The organism is Moraxella nasovis, from assembly GCF_022701215.1.
In the GTDB taxonomy this organism is placed as follows: Bacteria; Pseudomonadota; Gammaproteobacteria; order Pseudomonadales; family Moraxellaceae; genus Moraxella; species Moraxella nasovis.
The window spans coordinates 526,709-551,914 of sequence record NZ_CP089976.1 but is presented as its reverse complement, the minus strand read 5'-3'; the positions used below and the strand labels follow the sequence as shown (position 1 = coordinate 551,914).

The 25,206-nt window shown below is 42.5% G+C and carries 19 protein-coding genes; 9 read left to right on the top strand and 10 right to left on the bottom strand.

Features of this window, described 5'->3' with window-relative positions; all coding sequences use genetic code 11:
* The first annotated feature begins 160 nt into the window (after positions 1–160).
* The 4 genes from smc (at position 161) to LU293_RS02660 (ending at position 7,455) form a co-directional block, all read left to right on the top strand.
* Complete coding sequence (gene smc, locus LU293_RS02675) at positions 161–3,730, top strand: chromosome segregation protein SMC (RefSeq protein ID WP_242748404.1); 3,570 nt, start codon at positions 161–163, stop codon at positions 3,728–3,730.
* Positions 3,731–3,754: 24 nt separating this feature from the next.
* Positions 3,755–4,516, top strand: coding sequence for a carboxy-S-adenosyl-L-methionine synthase CmoA (cmoA, locus tag LU293_RS02670; protein WP_242748402.1), 762 nt, complete (start codon positions 3,755–3,757; stop codon positions 4,514–4,516).
* A gap of 132 nt (positions 4,517–4,648) precedes the next feature.
* Entirely contained in the window at positions 4,649–5,665 is a 1,017-nt protein-coding gene (cmoB, locus tag LU293_RS02665; protein ID WP_242748400.1) for a tRNA 5-methoxyuridine(34)/uridine 5-oxyacetic acid(34) synthase CmoB, read from the top strand.
* Between the two features lie 257 nt (positions 5,666–5,922).
* Entirely contained in the window at positions 5,923–7,455 is a 1,533-nt protein-coding gene (locus LU293_RS02660) for an alanine/glycine:cation symporter family protein (protein WP_242748398.1), read from the top strand.
* Positions 7,456–7,625: 170 nt separating this feature from the next.
* Here LU293_RS02660 and ubiM read toward each other — a convergent pair whose 3' ends face one another.
* The 10 genes from ubiM to lipA form a co-directional block, all read right to left on the bottom strand.
* The gene (gene ubiM, locus LU293_RS02655) at positions 7,626–8,816 is read right to left on the bottom strand and encodes a 5-demethoxyubiquinol-8 5-hydroxylase UbiM (protein ID WP_242748396.1); all 1,191 of its coding nucleotides are present in this window, start codon (positions 8,814–8,816) and stop codon (positions 7,626–7,628) included.
* Positions 8,817–8,837: 21 nt separating this feature from the next.
* The gene (locus LU293_RS02650) at positions 8,838–9,263 is read right to left on the bottom strand and encodes a hypothetical protein (RefSeq protein WP_242748394.1); all 426 of its coding nucleotides are present in this window, start codon (positions 9,261–9,263) and stop codon (positions 8,838–8,840) included.
* Positions 9,264–9,354: 91 nt separating this feature from the next.
* A complete protein-coding gene (locus LU293_RS02645) occupies positions 9,355–10,392 on the bottom strand; it encodes an FAD:protein FMN transferase (RefSeq protein ID WP_242748392.1) in 1,038 nt (345 codons plus the stop codon).
* Positions 10,393–10,408: 16 nt separating this feature from the next.
* Positions 10,409–10,933, bottom strand: a complete 525-nt coding sequence (locus LU293_RS02640; protein ID WP_242749629.1) for a dihydrofolate reductase — start codon at positions 10,931–10,933, stop codon at positions 10,409–10,411.
* Positions 10,930–11,772 (bottom strand): thymidylate synthase, encoded by an 843-nt coding sequence (thyA, locus tag LU293_RS02635; protein ID WP_242748390.1) that lies wholly within the window; start codon positions 11,770–11,772, stop codon positions 10,930–10,932. The genes LU293_RS02640 and thyA overlap by 4 nt, the downstream gene beginning before the upstream one ends.
* Positions 11,769–12,644, bottom strand: a complete 876-nt coding sequence (gene lgt / locus LU293_RS02630) for a prolipoprotein diacylglyceryl transferase (protein WP_242748388.1) — start codon at positions 12,642–12,644, stop codon at positions 11,769–11,771. The genes thyA and lgt overlap by 4 nt, the downstream gene beginning before the upstream one ends.
* A gap of 158 nt (positions 12,645–12,802) precedes the next feature.
* Positions 12,803–13,288 (bottom strand): RNA pyrophosphohydrolase, encoded by a 486-nt coding sequence (locus LU293_RS02625; protein ID WP_242748386.1) that lies wholly within the window; start codon positions 13,286–13,288, stop codon positions 12,803–12,805.
* Positions 13,289–13,512: 224 nt separating this feature from the next.
* A complete protein-coding gene (gene dapD, locus LU293_RS02620) occupies positions 13,513–14,337 on the bottom strand; it encodes a 2,3,4,5-tetrahydropyridine-2,6-dicarboxylate N-succinyltransferase (RefSeq protein ID WP_242748384.1) in 825 nt (274 codons plus the stop codon).
* Between the two features lie 234 nt (positions 14,338–14,571).
* On the bottom strand, positions 14,572–15,492 hold the full coding sequence (locus LU293_RS02615; protein WP_242748382.1) for an alpha/beta fold hydrolase: 921 nt from the start codon (positions 15,490–15,492) through the stop codon (positions 14,572–14,574).
* A 174-nt stretch (positions 15,493–15,666) separates the two neighbouring features.
* Positions 15,667–16,731, bottom strand: a complete 1,065-nt coding sequence (lipA, locus tag LU293_RS02610) for a lipoyl synthase (RefSeq protein WP_242748380.1) — start codon at positions 16,729–16,731, stop codon at positions 15,667–15,669.
* 189 nt (positions 16,732–16,920) lie between these two features.
* Between lipA and LU293_RS02605 the strand changes: the two genes are divergently transcribed.
* The 5 genes from LU293_RS02605 (at position 16,921) to LU293_RS02585 (ending at position 25,031) form a co-directional block, all read left to right on the top strand.
* Complete coding sequence (locus LU293_RS02605) at positions 16,921–17,925, top strand: TAXI family TRAP transporter solute-binding subunit (protein ID WP_242748378.1); 1,005 nt, start codon at positions 16,921–16,923, stop codon at positions 17,923–17,925.
* Between the two features lie 8 nt (positions 17,926–17,933).
* On the top strand, positions 17,934–18,446 hold the full coding sequence (locus tag LU293_RS02600) for a DUF1850 domain-containing protein (protein WP_242748376.1): 513 nt from the start codon (positions 17,934–17,936) through the stop codon (positions 18,444–18,446).
* A 26-nt stretch (positions 18,447–18,472) separates the two neighbouring features.
* Positions 18,473–20,470 (top strand): TRAP transporter permease, encoded by a 1,998-nt coding sequence (locus LU293_RS02595; RefSeq protein ID WP_242748374.1) that lies wholly within the window; start codon positions 18,473–18,475, stop codon positions 20,468–20,470.
* A gap of 209 nt (positions 20,471–20,679) precedes the next feature.
* Positions 20,680–23,304: a bifunctional aconitate hydratase 2/2-methylisocitrate dehydratase gene (locus tag LU293_RS02590; protein ID WP_242749627.1), complete on the top strand. Its 2,625-nt coding sequence runs from the start codon at positions 20,680–20,682 to the stop codon at positions 23,302–23,304.
* Between the two features lie 368 nt (positions 23,305–23,672).
* Complete coding sequence (locus tag LU293_RS02585; protein WP_242748372.1) at positions 23,673–25,031, top strand: diaminobutyrate--2-oxoglutarate transaminase; 1,359 nt, start codon at positions 23,673–23,675, stop codon at positions 25,029–25,031.
* The last annotated feature ends 175 nt before the right edge of the window (positions 25,032–25,206 follow it).

Here is a 25,206-nt window from a genome sequence, read left to right as displayed (position 1 = left end):
ACAGCAGTCTAAAAGACCAGTTGGTTTTGGTCAGTCATATAAAACATCTCAAATGATTTTTGGTAAATTATGATAAAATAGGCGGCTATGATTGCAAATAGATAGGAAATACCCACCTTTTTGTTGGCATAACTTATTACATTACAAAACTACGAATATAATGCGATTAAAATCTTTAAAACTTGCTGGCTTTAAATCCTTTGCCAATCCGACAACTTTCACTTTTAAGCATGACATTACTGCCATCGTCGGACCAAATGGCTGCGGTAAATCAAACGTCATTGATGCGATTCGCTGGGTGCTTGGAGAGACTTCTGCCAAGCAGCTGCGTGGGGCGTCCATGAGTGATGTGATTTTTGCAGGTGTGGAGGGGCGTGCCGCCAAGAGTCTTGCAAGTGTGGAGCTGACCTTTGAGCATACCCAAGATGAGACGACAGGGATTCGCCATGCGTTAAATCTCTACCAAGAGCTGACACTGCGTCGCCAAGTTACTCGAGAGGGTAAGTCAGACTACTATATTAATGGTCAAAGAGTGCGTCGCCGTGATGTGGTAGATGTGTTTTTAGGAACAGGGCTTGGTGCTAGAAGTTATGCGGTCATCGAGCAGGGTATGATTGGGCGTATCGTTGAGAGTAGTCCCATGCAGCTAAGAGAATTCATCGAAGAAGGTGCAGGCGTCTCTCGCTATCAGGCACGTCGAGATGAAACAGAAAAAAAGCTTGCAGAAACTCAAGATAATCTAGAGCGACTAAGCGATCTACAAGGTGAGCTCAAAAAACAGCAACGCACCCTAGAACGCCAAGCAGAATCGGCCAAAAAATACCAAGCCTTAAGCGAAGAGCTTGCTAAGATTAACCAAGAAGATCTGCTAAAGCGTATCTTTGAGGCGTGGCAGTATCATGAACAAAATCAGCAACAAGAGCAAGAGGTGAATGCTCATCTAACGACATTGCAAGCGTCGGTTAATCGCGCTAAAGCTGAGCTTGATAAGCTGTCGGCTAAGGTTGCCGAAGGGCAGTGGCTAAAAGACGATGCCAAGGATAAATACCATAACGCCCAGATGGCAGAACAAACGGCACAGCATAATTTTTATACGATGAGCCAAGAGCTAAGCCAAGTAGATGAAAAACAAGCACGGCTTATCGCGACACAAAAAGACGCCCAAGAAAGCATGACCCATGCTAAGGCTGATATTGATAAGATAGATGCTGAGCTTATCAGTATCACCCCCTTACTTGCCGACGAAAGTGACAAGCTAAAATCGGTACAAGAATCGCAAAACCAAGCACAAGACGCTTGGCAAAAAGCTCGCCAAGATCTTACAGCCTTGCAAGAGCAAAAAAACTCACTACAAAACGCCAAAAAACTTGCCGAAACCCAAAAGAGTCGCACGCTTAGCTTGCGTGAAAAATGGATTAAAAAGCATAACGACTTATCACTTAGTGCAACAGAATTTAGCGATGATACAAAAGATAATGATCGATTGATAAGACTGACTGAGCAAATTGATATTGCTGAAGATAAGCTGATTAATCTACAAGACAATCAAACGATTAAGACAGATGTAGAGACGACAGAAGTTAACCTAAAAAATACACAAACACAAGTTACAACATTACAAAAGCGTCATGCAATCTTAATGGCAGAGTATGAGTTTTTACATAAAATCGTTCATAAAAAACCAGAGCAGGCGTTGCAGTCAGCAGATAAGCCATCGCCTTTAATGGGTCTATCTACCCTAAAAGAACATATCCGCCTAAGCCAGATGGGCGAAAATTATGCAGCGGTGCTTGATGGCTTTTTAGGGTTTTGGTTAGATGCTTGTATATCAGATACTATGCCAGATGCTGTATTTTGGCACATTCCTGCCAAGGATATGCCTAAAGCGATATTAACCATCGGCACTAAAGCCCATAGCGAACAGCACACTCAGTTATTACCAATCAATCGCTTGATAGACACGCCAAAGCTAGCATTATTTGAGCGGTGTTATTTATGCATAGATGAGCTTGATGAAGCAAATGATTTGACCAAGCGGTATGCCGATTTGCTAAGTACAGGTGCTGTGATTTTAACGATGAACGGCTGGATTGTCGGTGCGTTCGGGACTTTACACATTACTAAGTTTGGCTCACAACATGACAATTTTTTGGCACAAAAAGCAGAGTACACCAAACGTTTGGCTGTGCTAGAAGATGATTTAAACACGCTTGAAGAAGAGTTAGAAGGTCAGCAGACTAAGATGAAGGCGTTATCTGCTCAGCTTGAAAACCAAAAAATTCTACTCGACGAGCATACCGCTCAAAAGACAGCAGCCACAGCAGCATTGCATAAATTGCGAGAAGAACAAACGGTATTACAAAGCCAGATAAAACTTGAACAACTCAAAAAAGACAATTTTACAAAAAATAAAGCAATCTTAGACGAAGAAAAAGCCGAAATCGTCCAAGAATTAAAGGCGTTAGAGCAAGAAATCACAGATATTACTCAAAAGCTGGCAGAACACTTACCAAAGCTTACTCAGTCTGAAAAAGATTTGGCGCACTTAACAGCTAAGCTTGATGAGCTTAATCGTGTGATTAAGCACCACCATGACAGTAGCCAAGATTTACAATTAAAACACAGTGCATTAACCCAAAGCTTAACGCATAATAAAAGACTGCTTGAGATGGCAGATAAAAATGCCAAACAGGCGGCTTTAGACCTTGCTAAGCTGACCGAGAGTCAACAGCGGCTCGATGATAAACTGCCGCAAGCTGAGCTTATCTTTAAGGAAGCTAAAGCCCAAACCATGCGATTAAAAATCATCAGCGAAGAGCATGAAGCAGCAGCTAAAGCCTTACAGCTAATGCACACTAAGCTACAAGAAGACTTAACGCAGTCGCACGCTGAACTTGCCAAAGAACAAGCTAAAGCTGCCCAAGTGGGTGCAGATACAGCCGTGGCGTTAAGTCGTTTACAAGATTTTGGTGAGCAGATGAGAAAGTGTGATGAGACGTTTAATCTATCATCAACGCTTGCAGATTTTCGCCAAAAAACGCCTAAGTTTAAGGATAATTCTGCTCGCATTAGTGCAATTAATGATGAAATTGCCAAGATCGGCGCGGTAAACCTTGCTGCCGCTGCCGAGCTTGATGAGCTAAATGCTAGAGTATCGCCAATGGATGCACAGATCTCTGACATCACCGAGAGTATGATAAAGCTCCAAGATGCGATTCGGGCGATTGATGAGAAGACAAAAACGCTATTTTTAGCGGCATTAGATGCAGTAAACACAGAGCTAAACGCTTTATTTTCCAAGGTATTTGGGGGTGGTACGGCAAGCTTAACGTTAATGGAGGATGATAGCCTGCCAAAGTCGGATAAATGGCGAGCAGGGCTTGTTTTGATGGCTCAGCCTAAGGGCAAGCGAAACTCACGCCTTGCTGTGCTGTCTGGTGGCGAAAAAACATTAACCGCATTAAGCTTAATTTTTGCAATCTTTAAGCAGCACCCAGCACCATTTTGTCTGCTTGATGAAGTGGACGCCCCGCTTGATGATGCGAACGTCGGACGCTTTACAAGCTTAATCCATGAGCTTGCAGACAGCGTGCAGTTTATTTTTATCAGTCATAATAAGCTTGCCATGCAAATTGCCGATGAGTTAAAAGGCATCACCATGCCGACAGCAGGTGTTTCAAGTCTTGTTACGGTTGATTTGGCACAAGCTGAAAAATATTTAGAACAATAACGAACAATAACTAAGAGCAATTACATGAATCACTTGTCTAAAGATACAATTTTTACCACGCCCTTAGATGAGAACGCCCGATTTAGCTTTGATGAAGAAGTGGTAGCGTGCTTTCCTGATATGATACGCCGCAGCGTACCGGGCTATGGGCAGGTGCTGTCTATGCTCCCTATTTTTGCCAAAAGACATCTGGCTTTTGGTCAAAGTGATAATCAGGGGCGTAAGTTTAGTCGTATCTATGATTTAGGTACATCTTTAGGGGCGGTGATTTTTTCGCTGGCAGGCGAGTTTGGTGAGCGTGATTTGCAGTTGATTGGTGTGGATATCTCACAGCCAATGACCGATAAAGCAAGTAAGATGTTAAAAACGCATTATCCAAATCATGACATCATGATTATTACTGATGATATTTATGAGCTTAAGTTACAGCCGTGCGATATGATTGTGCTAAATTTAACCTTACAATTTTTATCGCCTGATAAGCGACTACAATTGCTTAAAAAATGCCATCAAGCATTAACTAAAGGCGGTATTTTAATCCTGACCGAAAAAACGCATTTGCTAAATGAAGAGCAGGATGCTTGGCAGGTGGAGCGTTACTATGACTTTAAGCGAGCTAATGGTTATAGTGAGATGGAGATTAGCGGTAAGCGTAATGCACTTGAGAATGTACTGATAACCGACACCGAACAAATGCACCATGATCGGCTAAATAAAGCTGGCTTTGATAAAGTGATAACGTGGTTTCGCTTTTTAAATTTCATCTCTATGGTGGCATTTAAGTGATTAAATAACAGTTTGGTTGTGTTTTTGGTTTTTAGGATATGCCGTCATAAGTGCCAAAATTACCAAGCAGCTTTACCAAATGGCTTTGCATATAAAAACATATAAAATGACTTTACATCAATGAGAAAAGCAATGAGTCTGACATCAAAAAATAACAAAAGCATCGCTCAGTTTGAGCGTGATTTGTATCTGACTTTATTGGATTTATCCCAAAAAAATCCCCAAATACAAAACTGGCTTACTTTATTGCCTACTTGGCTTTTTGATATAAAAAATAAGTCACGCTATGCCCATGCTCCTTTTTATGCATCAGTGATACAAAAGTTGCCAACGATTGATGATAAAGAGGTTTGTTTGGTAGATGAGGTAGCGGTCAGATTTCAATGGCAAAAGGCAGACCTTAAGAAAGCTGAAAACCTACTAAAGAGCCTAATGCCATGGCGTAAAGGTCCTTTTTGCTTGGGTCAAGGCGATGATAAGATATATATTGATACCGAATGGCGATCAGATTTTAAATGGGATAGAGTAGCTATTCATCTAGATTTAAGGCATAAGACGGTGTTAGATGTTGGTGGTGGTTCTGGCTATCACGGCTTTCGTATGATAGGAGCGGGTGCTGATACGGTCGTGGTGATTGATCCATCTTGCTTATTTTATCATCAATTTATGGCGGTCAAGCACTTTGTGGGTGAGGTAAATGTGCATTACATTCCTGTGCCATTAGAGGCACTGCCTGCTTCTGCTGTTTTTGATGTGGTGTTTAGCATGGGTGTTTTGTACCACCGTGCATCGCCATTTGAGCATTTTGAGCAAGTAAAAACACAGCTTAAAAAAGGTGGCGAGTTTGTGCTTGAGACACTCGTCATTGATGGCGATGAAAATACCGTGCTTGTGCCATCGGATCGTTATGCTATGATGAATAATGTGTATTTTTTACCAAGCATTAAGGCCCTTGAAAAATGGCTAATCAAGGCAGGGTTTACAGATGTTCGATGTGTGGATATTAACATCACAACCACAGATGAGCAGCGAGCGACCGAATGGATGGGTTACCAATCTTTGGCTGATTTTTTAGATAAAGACGACGACAGTAAAACATCAGAAGGCTACCCACGACCAAAGCGTGCAGTCATGATTGCTAAGAAATGATTGACAGATTTTACATAAAATAAGTTAGTATTTACATCACTGCAAAAAAGTGGTGAGAAAAGTACAGAAATGCTTTATAATGCGTGCCATACACCCACAAGGTTTAATCTTGACGTGTCAGATTAAAAAGGGTATCTGTTGAAGACAGCATTCATGGATGATGGATATTGCTTTGGCATCACAAGCTAAATGCAGTCTTTTGGAGTAACAAGGATGGTTTGGTCTAGTGCCAAGCCTTTTTTTTATGAGTATAAATTATGTACGACAGTCCATTTTCATGTGCAGCTAAGCCTACATTTGTAGAAGGCTTGCATTGCGTAGTCAATACATTTAATGCCCCGCTTTGGGATATTTTGGTGTGGGTCTTGGTTGGTGTGGGGTTTTTCTTTACATTGATGACAGGATTTGCGCAGTTTCGCTTGTTTGGAAACAGTGTCAAAACCATGCTAGGTAGCCGTAAAGCTGCAAATACTGGCGAGGGTATCACCGCTTTTCAGGCTTTTGTAACAGGTCTTGCCAGTCGTGTTGGTGTGGGTAACATCGCAGGCGTGGCAATCGCCATCAGTGTAGGCGGTGCAGGTGCGGTATTTTGGATGTGGTTCATCGCCTTAATCGGCATGGCGTCCGCCTTATCAGAATCAAGCTTAGCCCAACTGTTTAAGGTCAAAGATGCAGTAACAGGTAAATTTCGTGGCGGTCCTGCTTATTATATCGAGCAAGGCTTGGGTCAAAAATGGCTGGGCGTGGTCTTTGCTGTAGCACTGATCGTGTGTTTTGGTTTGGTATATGAATCAATTCAGTCAAACACCATCACCCAAGCACTGCAATCAGCGTCAGGCTGTGTGGCAGATGGCGATTCATGTCATGATGCATGGGCAACGTATAAGCACTTTGTAGCTCTTGCTCTTGTGGTGATGACAGCCCCTGTGATTTTTGGTGGTATTGGTCGTGTGGCGAAGATTGCTGAGAGCATTGTGCCATTTATGGCGGGTATCTATTTACTTGTGGCGTTTTATATCATCATTATTAATATTGGTGAAGTGCCGGGCGTACTAGCTTTGATTTTTAGTAAAGCGTTTTCTTATGAAGCAGCTGGCGGCGGTCTGTTTGGATCGCTTGTTTCGCAAGCGATGATGCTGGGGATTAAGCGTGGTCTATATTCAAACGAAGCAGGTCAAGGCTCAGCCCCGAACGCAGCGGCAGCCGCTAGTGTCAAGCACCCTGTAGAGCAAGGCGTCATTCAGATGCTAGGCGTGTTTGTAGATACATTGATTGTTTGTTCTTGCACAGCCTTTGTCATTTTGCTTGCTCCGATTGCAAATGATGCAGCAGATGGTGTACAGTTGACCCAGCTGGCTTTAGAAAATCACGTCGGCATGTGGGGACAGTATTTCTTGGCATTGATGATTCTTTTGTTTGCATATTCTACCATCATTGGTAACTATGCTTATGCTGAATCAAATATGCAGTTTTTGAAAAACAACCCAGTAGTATTGAACGCTTTTCGTGTCGCTGTCTTAGTATTTGTGTATTTTGGTGCGGTGGCTAAAGTATCTGTTGTATGGGACATGGGCGACTTGACCATGGGTACGATGGCGATGATTAACTTAATAGCGATTGCTTTACTATCTAAGTACGTTTTTACTCTTGTTAAAGACTACAGTCGTCAGCTTAAATCAGGCATAGCAGAGCCTGTGTTTGATCTCAATCAGTTCCCTGAATTAAGATCAAAAGTAGATGCTAAAATCTGGGAAGGTGGTGTTGTTAAAAGCGACGTGGTGAAAAAATAACACCGTCTTAAAAATACATTTTGCTTGTTAAATTTACTTAAATAACGTTATCTGTACTTATTTTGCTTGATGTTGTAATTTTTAAGCTTAGTGTAACCCCAATAAAAAGAGCGTAATCAGTTACGCTCTTTTTGTTTTTGGTGATTAGGCAATCAATGATTTATAACCAATTATTTGCCTGTCAGCTGTCCTGCTATCCAACGCTTTAGTGGTGGTAAATGATTACTCACTCTAAGGGCGACATCACGCACCATCTTCATGGGTTTTTTATCATCGGTGAATAAAGACACCATAGCATTTGTGCCGTGATATAGTGGGCGAGTGTGTAGCTGATGGGTGTGATTATAACGGCGTAGTAGTGAGCTTGAGCCGATGTCATCGCCTTTTTGGTGAGCGTTTAAAATAAGATTGCTTAGCGTTTCGGTGCTAAGTAAGCCTAGGTTAAAGCCGTGAGCGGTAACAGGGTGCATACCGACAGCACTGTCGCCGATGAGAGCGGCACGAGTAGAAACGAAAGTCTTGGCGTGAACACCCATGAGTGGGTAGTGATGTACTGTGCCTGCCAGTGTGATTTTACCAAGTTTATCACTCATCATACGCTGAACTTCTGCCGCTAGTTCTTCATCGCTTAGGCTAAGTAGGCTATCAGCTTGAGTATTATCAATGGTGATAACACAGTTGGTTAGGTTGTCATGTAGCGGTAATAATGCCAAGGTGCGACCATATAAGAAGCACTCTTGGGCGGTTGCTTCGTTAGATAATGGGTGCGACACCCTAAATACCATCACTATGCGTCCAAAATCATTCATATCAGCACCGATGCCAAGCTGTCTTCGTACAAATGACATACGGCTATCTGCGCCGACTAATAAGTCAGATGTGTATGTATCGCCATTATCAAGCGTTACAAAGGCTTGCTGTGCAGAAGTTTGTACACTTTTTACGGTCGTATCGGTGATGATTGTGACGTTTGGCAGCTCTTTGACTTCATCATATAAGGCTTGTCTGATGTTGTGGTTTGAGATAAGGTTGCCTAAGCGGTCAATAGAGCTTAATGCCTTTAGGTCTTTTGGCAGCTTAAAATGCAAAGCGTAGTTAAAGTCACCATTATACACTTTAGCTTCATGCAGCTTATAGATTTCTTTAGGATTAAAACGCTGCCATACCCCTAGGTTTTGGAGTATCTCTTTAGACTTATGCGTTAGTGCGATTTCACGCCCATCGTAGGCAGGGTGTGCAATGCTCTCAAGCGGTGCTTTTTCTAAAACGGTGATACGCAGATCGCTATTTTTGAATTGACAAGCGAATGCAAGACCTGCAGGCCCTGCGCCGATAACGATGATGTCGCTGTGATGGTTCATTGATGTTCTACTTATGTTAAGTTATTTATACTGTGCTATTTCACTTTTTACGGCGGTTTTTAGCCATGATCTAAGCTCATCAGACAGCTGATCTATATGCTCTATAACGAACTCATCAAGCTGATTATTTAGTTTGGCGATGATACGCTCTTCCATGAGTTCTAATTCATGCTCATTTATTGGTGATTTATCATCTGTTAAAGAAAGACTTTCTGGGTTTTGAAGAACCGTGCTGGTTGATGTGCTAAGATTTTCTTGATGCTTGGTGAGTAGTGGCTCGATGGTGTCGGCAAAATTACCATGACGAAAGCGATAATCTTTGGCTAACGTGTCGCCTTTTAGCATATCAATGATGTCGTCTAATTCTTGGTGAAACATATCCTTTACTTGAGCTGGAGCGGCTTGCCAACGTTTTTGAAATTGTAAAGAAGGGGAGAAATTTGCCATAACAATCCTTAATTTTATTGCTTTAAATGAATATATTTCATCATTGTAATGCAATTTTTAGCAATGATAAAGGTTTATTTAAAATATATTTTTATTTAAAGGTTGCTTGATAAGCATCGCTTTTAACCAGCTCAAATTTATCTTTATCTTTATTTTTGATGATAAATAACGCTTTGATGTTGTTTGAGTTGGCGATGGCAAGTGCTTGCTGAAAGCTTGTAGCGGTTAGTGCGGTCGCCCACCCATCAGCTAAGGCGACGCTGTCATGCACGACCGTTACGCTGGGTGCTCCATCTGCCACAGGGTGGCTTGTGTGCGGATTAATGCTGTGGCTATAACGCACACCGTCAAACTCTATTGAGTTACGGTAGTTGCCAGAAGTGGCGATGTTTAGCCCATCACCGTTTTGGGTAATGGTGGCGATGACGTTACGATCTTGGACTGTACTGCCTTCAATAGGGCTGTCAATGGCAAGTGTCCATGGTTGGTTCTTGGCGTTATGTCCGTGTGTTGCAACTTCGCCACCGATTTCTACCATGTAGTTGGTGATGTGGTATTTTGAGCGTAAGACATCAGCAATGGCATCCACGCCATAGCCTTTGGCGATTGCAGAAAAGTCAAGTCCCACGCCGTCTGTCGTCTTGGTCAGTGTATTGCCGTTTAGAATGACTTTATCTAATCCGATTTTATCCTTGGCAGCATTGATTTCAGATTCACTTGGTGGCGATTGTAAGCGTTCTACATTCATCTTGCTACCAAACCCCCAAAGTTCCACGAGTGGATAGACGGTAGGATCAAAAACCCCACCACTTTGGGCGAAAATGGTACGACTGTCTGCTAAGACACGACTAAAGTCGTCATCAATCTGAATGGAGTCACCTGCTCTTAGCTGGTTAAACTTAGAAATGGTGCTGTCTTTTTCGTAAGTGGACATACTGTGGATAATGTCATCAAGCCTATCATCAATGCTTGCACTGATGGCGGATTTATCGACGTTTTTTGGCAACTCAAAGGTGATGTGATAGCTTGTCCCCATCGTCTGCCCTTCAAGCTTTTGGTAGTTTGGTGTATCAGAGCAGGCTGTTAGTATGATTGAGCCAAAAATCAAAGGCATAAAGATAGAACGCATAATAACCCCTAGAGTATTAATGTGCAAGTTTACGTTGCCATGTGCTAAAACGAAATTGGATACCGCTTTTTTCATCTGTCATTACATCAGATTGAAAAGTTTGCTGAAAATCGCTTAACTGTGATGGATAAAAAGTATCGCCCGCCACGTCAAGGTTTACATAAGTAATCTCAAGTCTGTCTGCCATATCAAGGCTTTGCTTATAAATCTCTCCGCCACCGATGATGAATACCGCTTGCTGATTAGCAGATTTGGCTATGTTTTTTGCCATGCTGATGGCATGTTCTAAAGAGTGAGCCACTTTAACATCGTCTGCTTGCCAAGCGGTGTCACGAGTAATGACAATATTTGTGCGATTTGGCAATGGGCGACCAAGTGACTTAAAAGTCTTTCGCCCCATGATGATAACGCCACCTGTTGTTAGCGATTTAAAGTGCTTTAGGTCATCTGGGATATGCCAAGCCAGCTGATTGTCTTTACCGATACAGTGGCTGTTATCCACCGCCACAACATGAACGATTTGAATGTCTGTCATGATTATACTGCCACGTCTGCTTTGATTGCTGGGTGATGGTCATAATCTAAGATTGTGATGTCATCATAGCTAAACTCAAAAATATCTTTAACATTTGGATTTAATTGTAATCGGCATAATGGTAAAGTTTTTCGTCCCAGCTGTTTTTTGGCTTGCTCAAAATGATTGTGGTATAAATGCGTATCGCCGCCTGTCCAGATAAACTCACCGACATTTAGATTGCACACTTGGGCGACCATGTGCGTCAGTAAAGCATAGCTTGCGATATTAAATGGCACGCCTAAAAATACGTCGGCAGAACGCTGATACAGTTGGCATGATAGCTTATTATTTACCACATAAAACTGAAATAGCGTATGGCAGGGCGGTAGGGCAACTTCATTGGCTTCGTTAGGATTCCAGCCAGAAACAATCAAACGCCTAGAATCTGGATTGGTCTTAATCTCATTAATCAGCCATTTAATCTGGTCAAATCCATCTGATTGATAACTGCCATCAGCATTCTTAGTTGCCCCAAAGTTTCGCCATTGATGTCCGTACACCGCCCCTAAATCACCTGCTTGCCTGTTAAAGCGTGCAGTCTGCTGTGCAGTCGCCCATTCGTCCCAGATGGTAACTTTATTGTCTTGTAGGTATTTGACGTTGGTATCGCCTTTTAAGAACCACAGTAGTTCAATGGCAACCGAACGAAAATGTATTTTTTTGGTGGTGAGCAGCGGAAAGCCGTCAGCTAAGTTAAATCGCATTTGGTAGCCAAACACTGAGCGTGTGCCTGTTCCTGTACGGTCAGACTTATCTTGTCCGTGATCTAAGATGTACTTGAGTAAGTCTAGATAGCTTTTCATGGTTTTTGCCAGTCGTAAATTTGTTTTTGATATGCGATGATGAATAAGATTACACCTAAGACGATCATCGGTAGGCTGTACAGCTGCCCTTTACTCATCCACCCAAAAAACAGCTCATAACCGACATCAGGCTGACGGAAGAACTCTGTGGTAAAGCGACTAATGCCGTAACCTAATAAGAAAAGAGCAGATACTGCATAGCGTGGGCGGGGCTTAGCACTAAAAAACCATAAGATAATAAATAATAACACCCCTTCGCTAAATGCTTGGTAAAGCTGTGATGGGTGGCGTGGAAGTAGCCAGTAGCCATGAATGTTTTGGGCGATGGCTTGCAGAGTAGGATTGGCTTGTAGTAACTCAAAATCAGCCTGTGCTGCTTGGGGAAAATACATCAGATAGCGAATAGAGCTGTCTGATACACGCCCCCATAGCTCGCCATTAATAAAGTTGCCAATGCGTCCAAAAAGTAGCCCTGTCGGCACGGCAGGTGCGATAAAGTCTAATACGCTAAAGACAGACTTTTTATACTTATGAGCAAAGTAAAACATGGCAAGTACCACGCCCATAAATCCGCCGTGAAAGCTCATACCGCCTTCCCATACCTTAAACAGATAAGCAGGATTGGCAATTAATTCGCCAAAATTATACAGCAGTACATAGCCAATGCGACCCCCTAAAATGACGCCTAACGCCCCATAAAAGACTAAATCAGAGACCATCTCAGTATTAAAATCACTGCGTTGCTTGGCTCGCACCATCGCTAATAGATAAGCAAATCCAAAGGCGAGTAGATACATTAGTCCATACCAATGCAGCTCAATAAAACCAGCATCAAGTGCGACAGGATCAGGTTGGGGGTGGATAATCGCCATAATATAGCCTTAGTGATGACAAAATACCGCTATTATAGCTTAAAATGTCGTTTTTTGATAGGAGATACTGTTGTATTTGGCAGCGTATAAGTGTGCTTTTGGTTTGTGGCAGTCTAATACTGGATAACAAAAAACCGAGACAATGCTCGGTTTTTAGGTCAGCTTTCAGGGCTTAAGGGTAGTTGCCAGATTAGCTCTTGGAGAGCTTTTTGGTATACGCCACGCTTAAAAGCGACCACTTGATCTAAAGGATACCAATAGCTGACCCATCGCCATTCGTCAAACTCAGGCTTAGCTGTGTCAAAGCGAATTTGCTGGGCATGGTGTTCATCTAGGCGGAGCAAAAACCATTTTTGCTTTTGTCCAATACACAGTGGCTCTTGACCGACTCGCACATAACGCTTAGGCAAGCGATAGCGGAGCCAATCACGTGTCACCGCCAGCACTTGAACTTGGTGGGGACGCAGCCCAACTTCTTCATACAGTTCACGATACATAGCATCAATCGGCGTTTCACCGTAGTCAATCCCACCTTGCGGGAACTGCCAGCTGTCATGTCCGATACGCTTTGCCCAAAGTACTTGCCCCTGTGTATTTGCCAAGATGATACCGACATTGGCTCGAAAACCATCCGAATCAATCATGACCTAACTCTTTATTTTCAGTTTTAATTATCTGTTATTAAAGCAAATTTTAGCCAAAAAGTACAGTCAAGCTGGTGAGTATTTGTAAATAAATTTCTCAAATGTCAATTTTAGGTGGTTTTATAGGTATAAGCTTTAGGGGGTATTAGACTTAATAAGGCTAATAAAGCCATGATAAAACCCCCAAGCTATGACTTAGGGGCTTAAAGTTTGCTAGGGCTTAATTAATCAGCTCTTAACAGTTCGTTAATGCTTGTTTTGGCACGAGTTTGGGCGTCTACTTTTTTGACGATGACTGCACAGTATAAGCTGTGTGAGCCGTCTTTGCTTGGTAGGCTGCCTGATACCACGACTGAGCCTGCAGGAATGCGACCATACGTAATCTCTCCTGTGGTACGGTCATAGATTTTGGTGGATTGACCGATATACACACCCATAGAGATAACCGAGCCTTCTTCTACGATAACACCTTCTACGATCTCACTTCTAGCACCGATAAAGCAATTATCTTCAATGATGGTTGGGCTTGCTTGTAATGGTTCTAGCACGCCACCAATGCCCACACCACCTGATAGATGGACGTTTTTACCAATTTGGGCACATGAGCCGACAGTTGCCCACGTATCTACCATTGTGCCTTCGCCAACATATGCACCGATGTTTACATAAGACGGCATTAAAATTGCACCTTTGCCGATGAATGAGCCTTTACGAGCGACAGCAGGCGGCACGACACGAATGCCTGCATTGTTGAAATCTTCTACGCTCCAGTTGGCAAATTTGGTTGGCACTTTGTCAAAAAACTGCAAATGCTCGCATGATGGCATGGCGTAGTTATCATTTAGGCGAAATGACAGCAATACTGCTTTTTTTGCCCATTCATTAACCACCCAGTTGCCATCTATTTTTTCGGCAACTCTTAATGAGCCATTATCTAGTTGTTCTAGTGCTAAATTAACTGCATCACGCACTTCAGTAGGAGCATTAGCAGGGCTGTAATCGGCACGGCATTCAAAGGCTTGTTCAATGATGGTGGCTAGGTTTGACATGATGATTCCTTTTAGGTTGGATAATAAAAATAGATGAATGTAATTAGGGTGTGCTTTTTGTATCATGCTTTTTTCAAAATTAAAATCATTTGATAATATCTTGAAAATTTTGCATTAAAAATGGCAGACACACCCTAATTTTACCATTAATTTTATCATAGTTGTTTGGGAAATTCCCACCAAATCCATTTTTGTAAAAGATAAAATCCTTATGGTTGATAAGATTGTTAGTGATTAGGCGTGCGTGTGGCGTATAAGCCATGCTAAGACATCGCCAAACACCATACAATGATTGGTTTCTTGTAATGGTTCATGTCGCATATTGACATACAAGCGACTGGTAACATCAGCCCCTATGGCGATAAGCTTATCATGCAGGCGTGGCACATCTGCCCCCATACTGCCAACAGGGTCATCTTTTCCGCTGATGAGTAAGATAGCATAGTCTTTAGGGATTTGGGTGAGCCATTCACCACGGCACGCTTTTTTAACAAGAGCGTTTAGCGTGAAAAATCCATTATTGGTAAAGGCAAAGCCACAAAGCGGATCAGACTCAAAAGCTTTAATATTATCAGTATTCTCAGATAGCCATGCAAAGGGGCTTGATGAGACTGGTGAGCGAAGCTGACTGAGTAAAGAGTCGTTTAATAGCCAAGCTAGTCGTTTATTTTTTAGTGTGGGATAAAAACGATTTAAGACTGTAAGAGCAGGTGTTGCGATAACACCAAGTGCACCGACGCGATCACCTGCTCCCATCAGTATCGCCCCATGAAAGCGATGAGCGTGGTGAGTTAAGACCAATCGCACGATGAATGAACCCATGGAATTTCCTAGGATAAACTGCGGAACGTTTGGTGTTAGTTCCTTGAGTTTATCTGCCATGATAATGACGTCTTTACACAGCGTTTGGATAGGGTGATCTGTACCAAAAAATCCAAGTTCGTGAGATGATTTGGCGGTTTTACCATGACCAAGTTGATCAAATACGCCCACAAAAACCCCATGATCTGCCAAAAACTGAGCAAATTTGGCATATCGTCCACCATGCTCGCTCATGCCATGCACGATGAGTAAGGCTGCTTTAATATCGCCTTTGGGTTTATAAAAGGTGTGGTGAAGTAGGTGGGTGAGGTTAGAAGATAAAATGGGGGTCATGGCGGTTAGTCTTAAGTCGATTTATAAAAATGATACATATAAGTATTCGCCTAACTATCAATCGATATCTGCTATAAAAACTTAAGTGACTAAGCGTGTGTGACACTTTAGTCTGTCATAGTGATGATGTTAGCGTGCTAAGGGCGTAACTTAACGCCCTTATTTGATGATTGATTACATACAACCTGCTTTTTCGCCACGTTCTGCTTTTTCTAGCCTTTCAGCTGCTAAGGCTTTTGATGAACGCACGGGCGGCGGACAGTCTTCACCATAATACTGACGGTCGGCAAAGTAGCTTGAGCGTACCATAGGATTTGCCCAAATATTAAAAAAGCCCAATTTTTTGCCGTATTCGGTGTAGCGAGCGAACTCGTCAGGGTGGACATATCTATCCACAGGGGCGTGTGATTTACTTGGGGCAAGATATTGCCCAATGGTGATAATATCTACGTCGTGGGCTTTTAGGTCGTCAAGTAAGGCGTACACTTCGTCTTCGGTCTCACCAAGTCCCACCATAAATCCACATTTGGTGGCAATGTCTGGACGGCGAGCTTTGTATTCTTTGAGTAAATTTAAAGAATGCTGATAATCTGATCCTGGGCGAAATGCCTTATATAAGCGTGGCACAGTTTCAATATTGTGGTTAAACACATCAGGGGCGGTCTCGGTCAATAAATCTAAGGCAAGCTGTTCACGCCCCCGAAAATCAGGCACCAAAATCTCAATTAAGCAGTTTGGGCTTAAGGCTTTAGACTGTTGTATCACTTCCACAAAGTGTCCTGCACCCCCGTCTTTTAGGTCGTCTCTGTCTACGCTCGTAATCACAGCGTATTTTAGACCAAGTCCCAAAATAGTCTCAGCGGTGTGGCGTGGTTCATCGACATCTAGGGGGTTGGGTCTGCCATGTGCCACATCACAAAACGGACAACGGCGAGTACAAATATCGCCCATAATCATAAATGTCGCTGTGCCATCAGCAAAGCATTGCGGCAGGTTTGGGCAAGCGGCTTCTTCGCAGACGGTATAGAGCTTTTGGGTACGCAAGGTGGATTTGATACGCTCAACTTCGGCAGGGCTAGATAATTTGACCCGTATCCAGTCAGGTTTTTTGGGTGTATCTACCGTAGGAATGACTTTAATGGGAATACGAGCGACTTTGTCGTAGCCACGCAGTTTTTCGCCTTGAATAGCCTTTTTTGGGGCGGGGCGGGCGGCGGGTGTAAAGGTCTCAACAGTCATGATATTCTCAAATTTGATATAAAATTTGGGGTTATTTTACGCTAATTTTGATAAAAAAGCGACTGTCTGGGTGTAATTATTCATTGTGGCTTTTTATTGTATTTTAAAAAAACTACCTTTTAACTATTGCAAAAAATTAAAAATTACGGTAGTTTTACTATTCTTTTTTATTATGTTAAGGATATCTTTATGAAACAATCAATGAAACAAGCCATATTGGGAATGAGTATTGCTTTATCAAGCTTATCTTTGGTGGCGTGTGGTGGTAATGACAACGCTCATAAATCAGCTGAAGTTCAAAGCGGAGCAGATCAGCTTGAGACGAAATTTTTAACTGTTGGTACGGGCGGTGCTTCAGGTCCATATAACATCATCGGCACATCATTAACCGAATTGTATGCTAAGACTTTTGGTGTCAATGCTAAGACTCAGACTACAGGAGCTTCTGTTGAAAACCTAAACTTGCTAGCACAAGGCAAGTTAGAAATGGCGTTCGTAATGAGTGATTCACTAAGTGATGCTATCTCTGGGGAAGGAAGTTTTTCTACTAAGATTGATAACGTCTCTCAGATTGCAAGCTTATATCCAAACTATGTACAAATTGTCGCATCTGGAACATCAGGCATTAAATCAATTGAAGATTTAAGAGGTAAGCGTGTAGCAGTAGGGGCTCAAGGCTCTGGGGTGGAGAGAGCTACACGAGCACTACTTGAGGGTTTTGGTATTACTTATGATGATATTAAAGTAGATTACCTAGGCTATGCTGAGGCTTCTGATGCTCTAAAATCAGGGAAATTAGACGCAGCCTTTTTAACCAGTGGCTTGCCAAACTCATCTTTGATGGAATTGCAGCAGGGTTTTGATTTACAGCTTGTTTCAATCTCTGCTGATAAATTAGCTGAAATTGCTAAGAGCAAGCCTTTTTTTATTCCAATGGATATACCAGCTGGCACTTATAAGAATGATGCAGACATTCCAACGGCTGCAATTTTAAACGCTTTGGTTGTGCGTAGTGACTTAAGTGAAGATGATGTGTATAAGATTACAAAGACGCTATTTGAAAATTTAGAAAGCTTAAAAAGTGCTCACCAAGCTGTAAACGATATTGATGTTCAAAAAGCTCAAACAGGGTTAGTTGCACCACTTCATGCAGGAGCAAAACGTTATTATGATGAGTTAAACTCAGCAAAATAATAGCGATCATGAAAAGATTTACGATCACAACGGTGGCAGTTTTTGCGATGGTTGTGATCGGTTTTTTATTAAAAATCCCGCTCAGTTCAACGGTGTTATTATCAGCTGCAGATGCCCAAATTCAATGCCAGTTGCCCAAAAAATTCTCTCTTAAATGGCGACATTCTGTGGAGAAACAATTTTGGCGTGAGTTTTATCAAGTCCAAAATGACCAATTATTCTTGTATTTAAGCCATGTTCAGACATTCGGTGCAGGTGTTCCCAACGATCCTTTAGTGGTAGAAGCTCCAGCAGGTTATATTGGGCAACGGATTGATAGAATTTTACCAAAGATTAACTGGGTGGTATCTCGTAATATGCAAGGCGTGGTTTTGTTTGACCATGAGCAAACCACAAAACAGTTGTCCATTTATCAGATTGTGCCTGATTATTCAGTGATACAGATTGCCATTGTTAATCTGTCATTTTGGGAGAAAATAACTGTTCCAAGCTGTGTGAGATTTACAGACAATCCTTATTAAGTTATTATGCTTTAGAAGAATTAACTATGACCAATCAAACCCCTTTACCGAATGACCCTCTAACAAACACCCAAGAAATTCTAGAAAAGTATGATCGTGAATCAGTAACACGGACCGTATCCAATCAAGTGGTGCGTTATCTTATTGGTTTGATTGCTATTTTTTATTCAGTGTTTCATTTGTATATCACCTTTAATCCTCTGCCAGAATTAATCCAAAGATCTGTTCACGTGGCGGTTGGTGTTGCATTAATATTTTTAATTTATCCTGCTACTAAAAGATCAAGTCGCAAGTTAGTTTCTTGGTTTGATTGGTTGTGGCTCATCTTATCTTTATCTACCGCTGGGTATCTGATCTGGGAGTATCAGGATATCGTTTCGGTGCGTGGTGGTATTCCCAATCAATGGGATATAGTATTTTCTGCCATTACTGTGCTTGTGGTGCTTGAAAGTGCAAGACGCATCACAGGTTGGATTTTACCAGTATTTGCATTGGTTTTTTTAGCTTATCCTTTTGTCAGTCATATGGGCTTTATGCCTGATAGATTGTTAACTCGCCCTTATGATTTGGGAGATATTTTTGGGCAACTGTATCTAAAGACAGAAGGTATTTATTCGACAGCAATTGGTGCATCAGTAACTTTTATATTTCTATTTATCCTTTTTGGGGCTTTTTTATCTCGCTCAGGGATGGGGCGGCTATTTAATGACTTGGCATTGGCATTAGCAGGTCATAAGCAAGGCGGTCCTGCAAAAGTTGCTGTTATTTCTAGTGGGTTTATGGGGTCAATTAATGGAGCTGCCGTTGCCAATGTCGTAGGGACAGGTGCTTTTACTATCCCTTTGATGAAAAAAGTTGGCTATGATAAGAATTTTGCTGGGGCGGTGGAAGCCAGTGCTTCTGTCGGTGGGCAAATCTTACCACCTATCATGGGAGCGGCAGCTTTCATCATGGCTGAGACGACGGGCGTGGCTTATGGTACAATCGCTATGGCGGCCGTACTTCCAGCGTTGTTATACTATTTGGGTGTGATTGCTCAAGTACATTTTCGTGCTGGTAAAAATAATTTGCGTGGTATACCCAAAGCAGATTTACCACGAGTAAAAGAAGTGTTAAAAGCTCGTGGTCATATGCTACTTCCTATCGTATTTTTGGTGATTTTACTTGCTAATAATATGCCTGTTGGTTATGCGGCTGCTTATACGATCGGCATAACAGTATTGGTCAGTCAGCTGCGTGCTGAAACTCGCATGGGCGTAAAAGATATTCTAGCAGCCTTAGAAGATGGAGCAAAACAGTCATTATCTACGATGGCTGCTTGTGCGGTCGTTGGTATCGTTATTGGTGTGGTCAATCTTACAAGTTTTGGCACGGTTATGACATCTTCTATTGTAACGCTTGGTGCAGGCTCGCTCTTATTAACATTGATTTTAACAATGCTCGCTTCTATGGTACTCGGTATGGGACTGCCGTCAATTCCAGCATATATCATTACAGCTACCATGGCAGCCCCCGCACTTGCCAATTTTGATATCCCTGTGCTTGTGGCACATATGTTTGTCTTTTATTTTGGTATTTTTGCAAACATCACCCCACCTGTTGCTTTAGCTGCTTTTGCAGGAGCGGGGATTAGTGGCGGTGATCCAATGAAGACAGGCTGGCAATCTCTTAAATTGGCTCTTGCAGGATTTATTGTGCCATTTATGTTTGTCTACAATCCTAATATGATGATGATTGATACAGCAGATATTGCAGTAACTGCTAAAGAATTTGCGATGCCAGCATGGCATATTATCGTTAGTGTTGCCGCCACGTCTATTATCGGTGTTTTGGCACTATCAGCAGCCGTCGAAGGATTCTTTAAGAAAGTTATGTCTTTATGGCAGCGTATCATCTTAGCGTGTGGGGCATTTTGTTTAATCATCCCAGAAACTGTTACCGATCTTTTTGGCATCATTGTGGTGGCGGTGATACTTGTGCTAAATATTAGACAAAATAAAGCTTATCGTGGCAATACTGCATAGCACCCATTCACCCAAGAAAATACCAACATTTTTTAAAAAAATGTTGGTTATGGGAGTAAAACTTTTGAAATTAACGCCATTTTAGGCTATCATAATGAGAATGTATTTTTACCGTCTAGGCACTTGATTTTTGATTTATGTGATGATCAATACATCAGGCACTTAGGACTAATTTTAGCCATCATTACAAGGAAATTGTTATGTCAGATATGCTAACTGAATATCGCAAACACGTCGCTGAGCGTGAAGCACTTGGTGTGCCGCCCCAGCCATTGACCGATGCTCAAACTGCTGATTTGGTTGAACTTTTAAAAAACCCACCAAAGGGCGAAGAAGAATTTTTAACCCACCTACTTGAAAATCGTGTACCAGCAGGCGTGGACCAAGCTGCTTATGTGAAAGCTGCCTTTTTAAGTGCTATTGCTAAAGGTGAGACGACGTCACCACTGTTAGACAAAGAGCGTGCTGTGTATCTGCTAGGTACAATGCTTGGTGGTTATAATGTCGCACCGCTGGTTGATTTATTAGATGATGATAAACTTGGTGAGTTAGCTGCCAAGGCACTTAAAAAAACCTTGCTTGTGTTTGACGCATTCCACGACGTGGAAGAAAAAGCCAAAGCTGGTAACGAGAATGCTAAGTCGGTACTACAATCTTGGGCAGATGCTGAGTGGTTCACTAGCCGTCCAGATGTGCCAGAAGAGATGAAAATCACCGTATTTAAAGTAACTGGCGAAACAAATACAGATGATCTATCACCTGCCCAAGATGCGTGGAGTCGTCCTGATATTCCACTACACGCTAATGCCATGCTTAAAAACGAGCGTGATGGCATCTATCCAGAAAAAAATGGCGAAGTAGGTCCATTAACCCAAATTAAAGATCTAATCGCTAAAGGCAACCCTGTCGCCTATGTGGGTGACGTGGTCGGTACTGGCTCAAGCCGTAAGTCAGCAACGAACTCTGTGCTATGGTTCTTTGGTGATGATATTCCATACATTCCAAATAAGCGTGATGGTGGCGTATGTCTAGGTGGTAAGATTGCACCGATTTTCTTTAACACCATGGAAGACGCTGGGGCATTGCCAATCGAGATTGATGTTTCTGAAATGAACATGGGTGATGAAGTTACCCTAAAAATCGATCATGACACTGCTAGTGTTACCGCCCTTAAAGACGGCAAACAAATCGCCGAATCTAAACTAAAAACCCCAGTACTGCTTGATGAAGTGCGTGCAGGCGGACGTATCAACCTAATCGTAGGTCGTAGCCTGACAACTAAGGCACGTGAGTCTTTAGGTCTAGAGCCATCTACATTATTCCGCAAGCCAGAACAGCCAGCCGACACAGGCAAAGGCTTTACGCTTGCCCAAAAGATGGTTGGACGTGCATGCGGTCTCCCAGAAGGTCAAGGCGTTCGCCCAGGCACTTACTGTGAGCCAAAAATGACTACCGTGGGTTCTCAAGATACCACAGGTCCTATGACCCGTGATGAGCTTAAAGACTTAGCATGCTTAGGTTTTACTTCTGATTTAGTGATGCAGTCATTTTGTCATACAGCTGCATACCCTAAGCCTATCGATGTGAACACTCACCACACTTTGCCTGATTTTATTATGAATCGTGGCGGCGTTTCTTTACGTCCTGGCGATGGTATTATTCACTCATGGCTAAACCGTATGCTACTGCCTGATACTGTGGGTACAGGTGGCGATAGTCATACACGCTTCCCAATCGGTATTTCATTCCCAGCAGGTTCAGGTCTTGTGGCATTCGCTGCTGCAACAGGGGTTATGCCACTTGATATGCCAGAGTCTGTACTTGTTAAGTTTAAGGGCAAAATGCAGCCAGGCATCACCTTGCGTGATTTGGTGCATGCTATCCCTTATGTGGCAATCCAAGAAGGCGACTTAACTGTTGAGAAGAAAGGTAAAAAGAACATCTTTAGCGGGCGTATCCTTGAGATTGACCTAACTGAGATGGAAAACTCTTTAACTGTTGAACAAGCTTTTGAATTGTCTGACGCATCGGCAGAGCGTTCAGCAGCAGGCTGTGCTATCACGGTGGCTGAAGATAAGGTTGCTGAATACCTGCGTTCTAACATTGTCATGCTAAAATGGATGATTTCAGAAGGATATGGCGATGCTCGTACGCTAGCCCGCCGTGCTGAAAATATGCAAAAATGGCTTGATAACCCGAGCCTACTTAAGGCGGACGCTGATGCCGAATACGTTAAAGTCTATGAAATAGATCTAAGCGACATCAAAGAGCCTATCTTGTGCTGCCCAAATGATCCAGATGATGCAAAATTATTATCTGATGTGGCAGGTGATAAGATTGATGAAGTGTTCATCGGTTCTTGCATGACGAACATTGGTCACTTCCGTGCAGCGGGTAAATTACTGTCTGAAGTACCTGCAGGCAGCTTAACCACTCGTCTGTGGATTGCTCCACCGACTAAGATGGATGAGCGTCAGCTAATGGACGAAGGTTATTATAATACTTTTGCCCAAGCGGGTGCTAGAACTGAGATGCCGGGTTGTTCACTATGTATGGGTAACCAAGCCCGTATCGCCCCAAAATCTACCGCTGTATCTACATCAACACGTAACTTCCCGAACCGATTAGGTCAAGGTGCGAACGTGTATCTAGCGTCAGCGGAGCTTGCAGCAGTCGCTTCAGTGCTTGGTAAACTGCCAACAGTTGAAGAATACATGCAGTATGCTGGTAAGCTTGAATCTATGGAAGCAGAAATTTATAATTATCTAAATTTTGACCAAATGAGCGACTACACCGACAAATCAAATCAAATCGATGTCGCACAGCTGTCATAATTGCCTTTAAAAACAAAAAACACCGTCTTTTGGCGGTGTTTTTTATGCTGGTAAATAAGGCATGCTAGATTAGGGCATTAAGCACCAGGAGCTTTTGTTGAATTTTGAATGTTATTTTTAAAATTTAAGCATATTATACCCTTCGATGATTTATGAAAAATACAACAGATAGCATAGATTTTTAGCCAATGAATAAAAGTTAGATAAAAACTTTAATTTTTTTTGAAAAAAGTGTATCATATTAAATAGTTGGCATTATTATTGGCTAATGTTTTGTGGCTTTATTTTAAAGCTTAATTTTAATCATGTTAGAGAAAGATAGCCTTAAGCAAATTTTCTTCAACCCTTATCTGAGATGGTAATCCGATATGAGCGTTACGCCTGTTACTCCCACACATTCTTCCAACCAATACTACCTAGACCGCCAAGAGCTTATGGAGTCTAATGTTCGCAGTTACCCACGTAAATTACCCCTTGCCATTGCCAAAGCCCAAGGCTTGCACGTTTATGACGTGGAGGGTAATGATTATTTAGACTGTCTTGCAGGAGCAGGGACGTTAGCGTTAGGACATAATCATCCTGCGGTGCTAGAAGCCTTGCAAGACGTGCTTGCCAGTGGGTTGCCACTACACACCCTTGACATCACAACCCCTGTCAAAGACGCCTTTACTGAGGCATTGCTTGGCTGTTTCCCTAAGGATTTTGTGTTGCAGTTTTGTGGCCCAACAGGGGCGGACGCTACCGAGGCGGCGGTAAAACTTGCTAAGACTTATACAGGTCGTGATAATGTGATTGCCTTTAGTGGTGGTTATCATGGCATGACGCATGGTTCGCTTGCGATGACAGGTAATTTATCTGCCAAAGAAAAAGTCGGCAATCTGATGGCAGGCGTGCAGTTTATGCCGTATCCACACGAATACCGCTGCCCGTTGGGGCTTGGTGGCGACAAGGGTGTGGACGCTTTGACTTATTATTTTGAAAACTTTATTGAAGATGTGGAAAGCGGCGTGGTTAAGCCTGCTGCCGTGATTTTAGAAGCCATTCAAGGCGAAGGCGGTGTCGTTCCTGCCCCTAAAAAATGGCTACAAAAGATTCGTGAAGTTACCGCCAAGCATGACATCGTTTTGATTTTGGACGAAGTGCAAGCAGGCTTTGCTCGCTCTGGTAAAATGTTCGCTTATCAGCACGCTGACATTATCCCAGATGTCGTGGTAATGAGTAAGGCGGTGGGCGGTGGTTTGCCCCTTGCGGTACTTGCCATTAACAAAAAATTTGACGCATGGTTGCCAGCAGGACACACAGGCACATTCCGTGGTAATCAGCTTGCCATGGCAGCAGGCTTAAAGGTTCTAGAAGAGATTAAAAACAACAATTTAGCAGAAAATGCCCACATTCAAGGCGAGTTTTTGCGTAGCGAGATTAGCAAATTGCAAGCAGAATTTGGCTGCATCGGTCATGTGCGCGGGCGAGGCTTGATGAATGGCATTGAGATTGTGGACGAGCGTAAAGCGGCTGATTCTATGGGGTCATATCCTGCTGACAGTGAGCTTGCTGCTGCCATTCAAACAGCGTGTTTTAATAATAAATTATTGCTTGAAAAAGGCGGTCGTGGCGGTACAGTTATTCGTATTTTATGCCCGATTACCATTACCCATGATGAATGCGTGGAAGTGGTTAAACGCTTTAAGCAGTCACTCATCGATGCGTTAAAAGCGGTGCGTGGTTAATGATTTATTAAGCTTATGACGGCAAAGTCAGTTTGCATGGCTTTGCCGTTTTTTATGCTAAAGATACAAAAATTTTATCCTTAGGTATGTTATCTGGGCTATCTAAAAATACTAAAAATACAAATCTTTATATTACCTGCTTTTTTGTTTATCAAAATTTTGAAAATAAAATCCA

Coding starts and splice junctions, on each gene's coding strand:
- smc (WP_242748404.1), top strand. CDS start 161: ATGCGATTAAAATCTTTAAAACTTGCTGGCTTTAAATCCTTTGCCAAT.
- cmoA (WP_242748402.1), top strand. CDS start 3,755: ATGAATCACTTGTCTAAAGATACAATTTTTACCACGCCCTTAGATGAG.
- cmoB (WP_242748400.1), top strand. CDS start 4,649: ATGAGTCTGACATCAAAAAATAACAAAAGCATCGCTCAGTTTGAGCGT.
- LU293_RS02660 (WP_242748398.1), top strand. CDS start 5,923: ATGTACGACAGTCCATTTTCATGTGCAGCTAAGCCTACATTTGTAGAA.
- ubiM (WP_242748396.1), bottom strand. CDS start 8,816: ATGAACCATCACAGCGACATCATCGTTATCGGCGCAGGGCCTGCAGGT.
- LU293_RS02650 (WP_242748394.1), bottom strand. CDS start 9,263: ATGGCAAATTTCTCCCCTTCTTTACAATTTCAAAAACGTTGGCAAGCC.
- LU293_RS02645 (WP_242748392.1), bottom strand. CDS start 10,392: ATGCGTTCTATCTTTATGCCTTTGATTTTTGGCTCAATCATACTAACA.
- thyA (WP_242748390.1), bottom strand. CDS start 11,772: ATGAAAAGCTATCTAGACTTACTCAAGTACATCTTAGATCACGGACAA.
- lgt (WP_242748388.1), bottom strand. CDS start 12,644: ATGGCGATTATCCACCCCCAACCTGATCCTGTCGCACTTGATGCTGGT.
- LU293_RS02625 (WP_242748386.1), bottom strand. CDS start 13,288: ATGATTGATTCGGATGGTTTTCGAGCCAATGTCGGTATCATCTTGGCA.
- dapD (WP_242748384.1), bottom strand. CDS start 14,337: ATGTCAAACCTAGCCACCATCATTGAACAAGCCTTTGAATGCCGTGCC.
- LU293_RS02615 (WP_242748382.1), bottom strand. CDS start 15,492: ATGACCCCCATTTTATCTTCTAACCTCACCCACCTACTTCACCACACC.
- lipA (WP_242748380.1), bottom strand. CDS start 16,731: ATGACTGTTGAGACCTTTACACCCGCCGCCCGCCCCGCCCCAAAAAAG.
- LU293_RS02605 (WP_242748378.1), top strand. CDS start 16,921: ATGAAACAATCAATGAAACAAGCCATATTGGGAATGAGTATTGCTTTA.
- LU293_RS02600 (WP_242748376.1), top strand. CDS start 17,934: ATGAAAAGATTTACGATCACAACGGTGGCAGTTTTTGCGATGGTTGTG.
- LU293_RS02595 (WP_242748374.1), top strand. CDS start 18,473: ATGACCAATCAAACCCCTTTACCGAATGACCCTCTAACAAACACCCAA.
- LU293_RS02590 (WP_242749627.1), top strand. CDS start 20,680: ATGCTAACTGAATATCGCAAACACGTCGCTGAGCGTGAAGCACTTGGT.
- LU293_RS02585 (WP_242748372.1), top strand. CDS start 23,673: ATGAGCGTTACGCCTGTTACTCCCACACATTCTTCCAACCAATACTAC.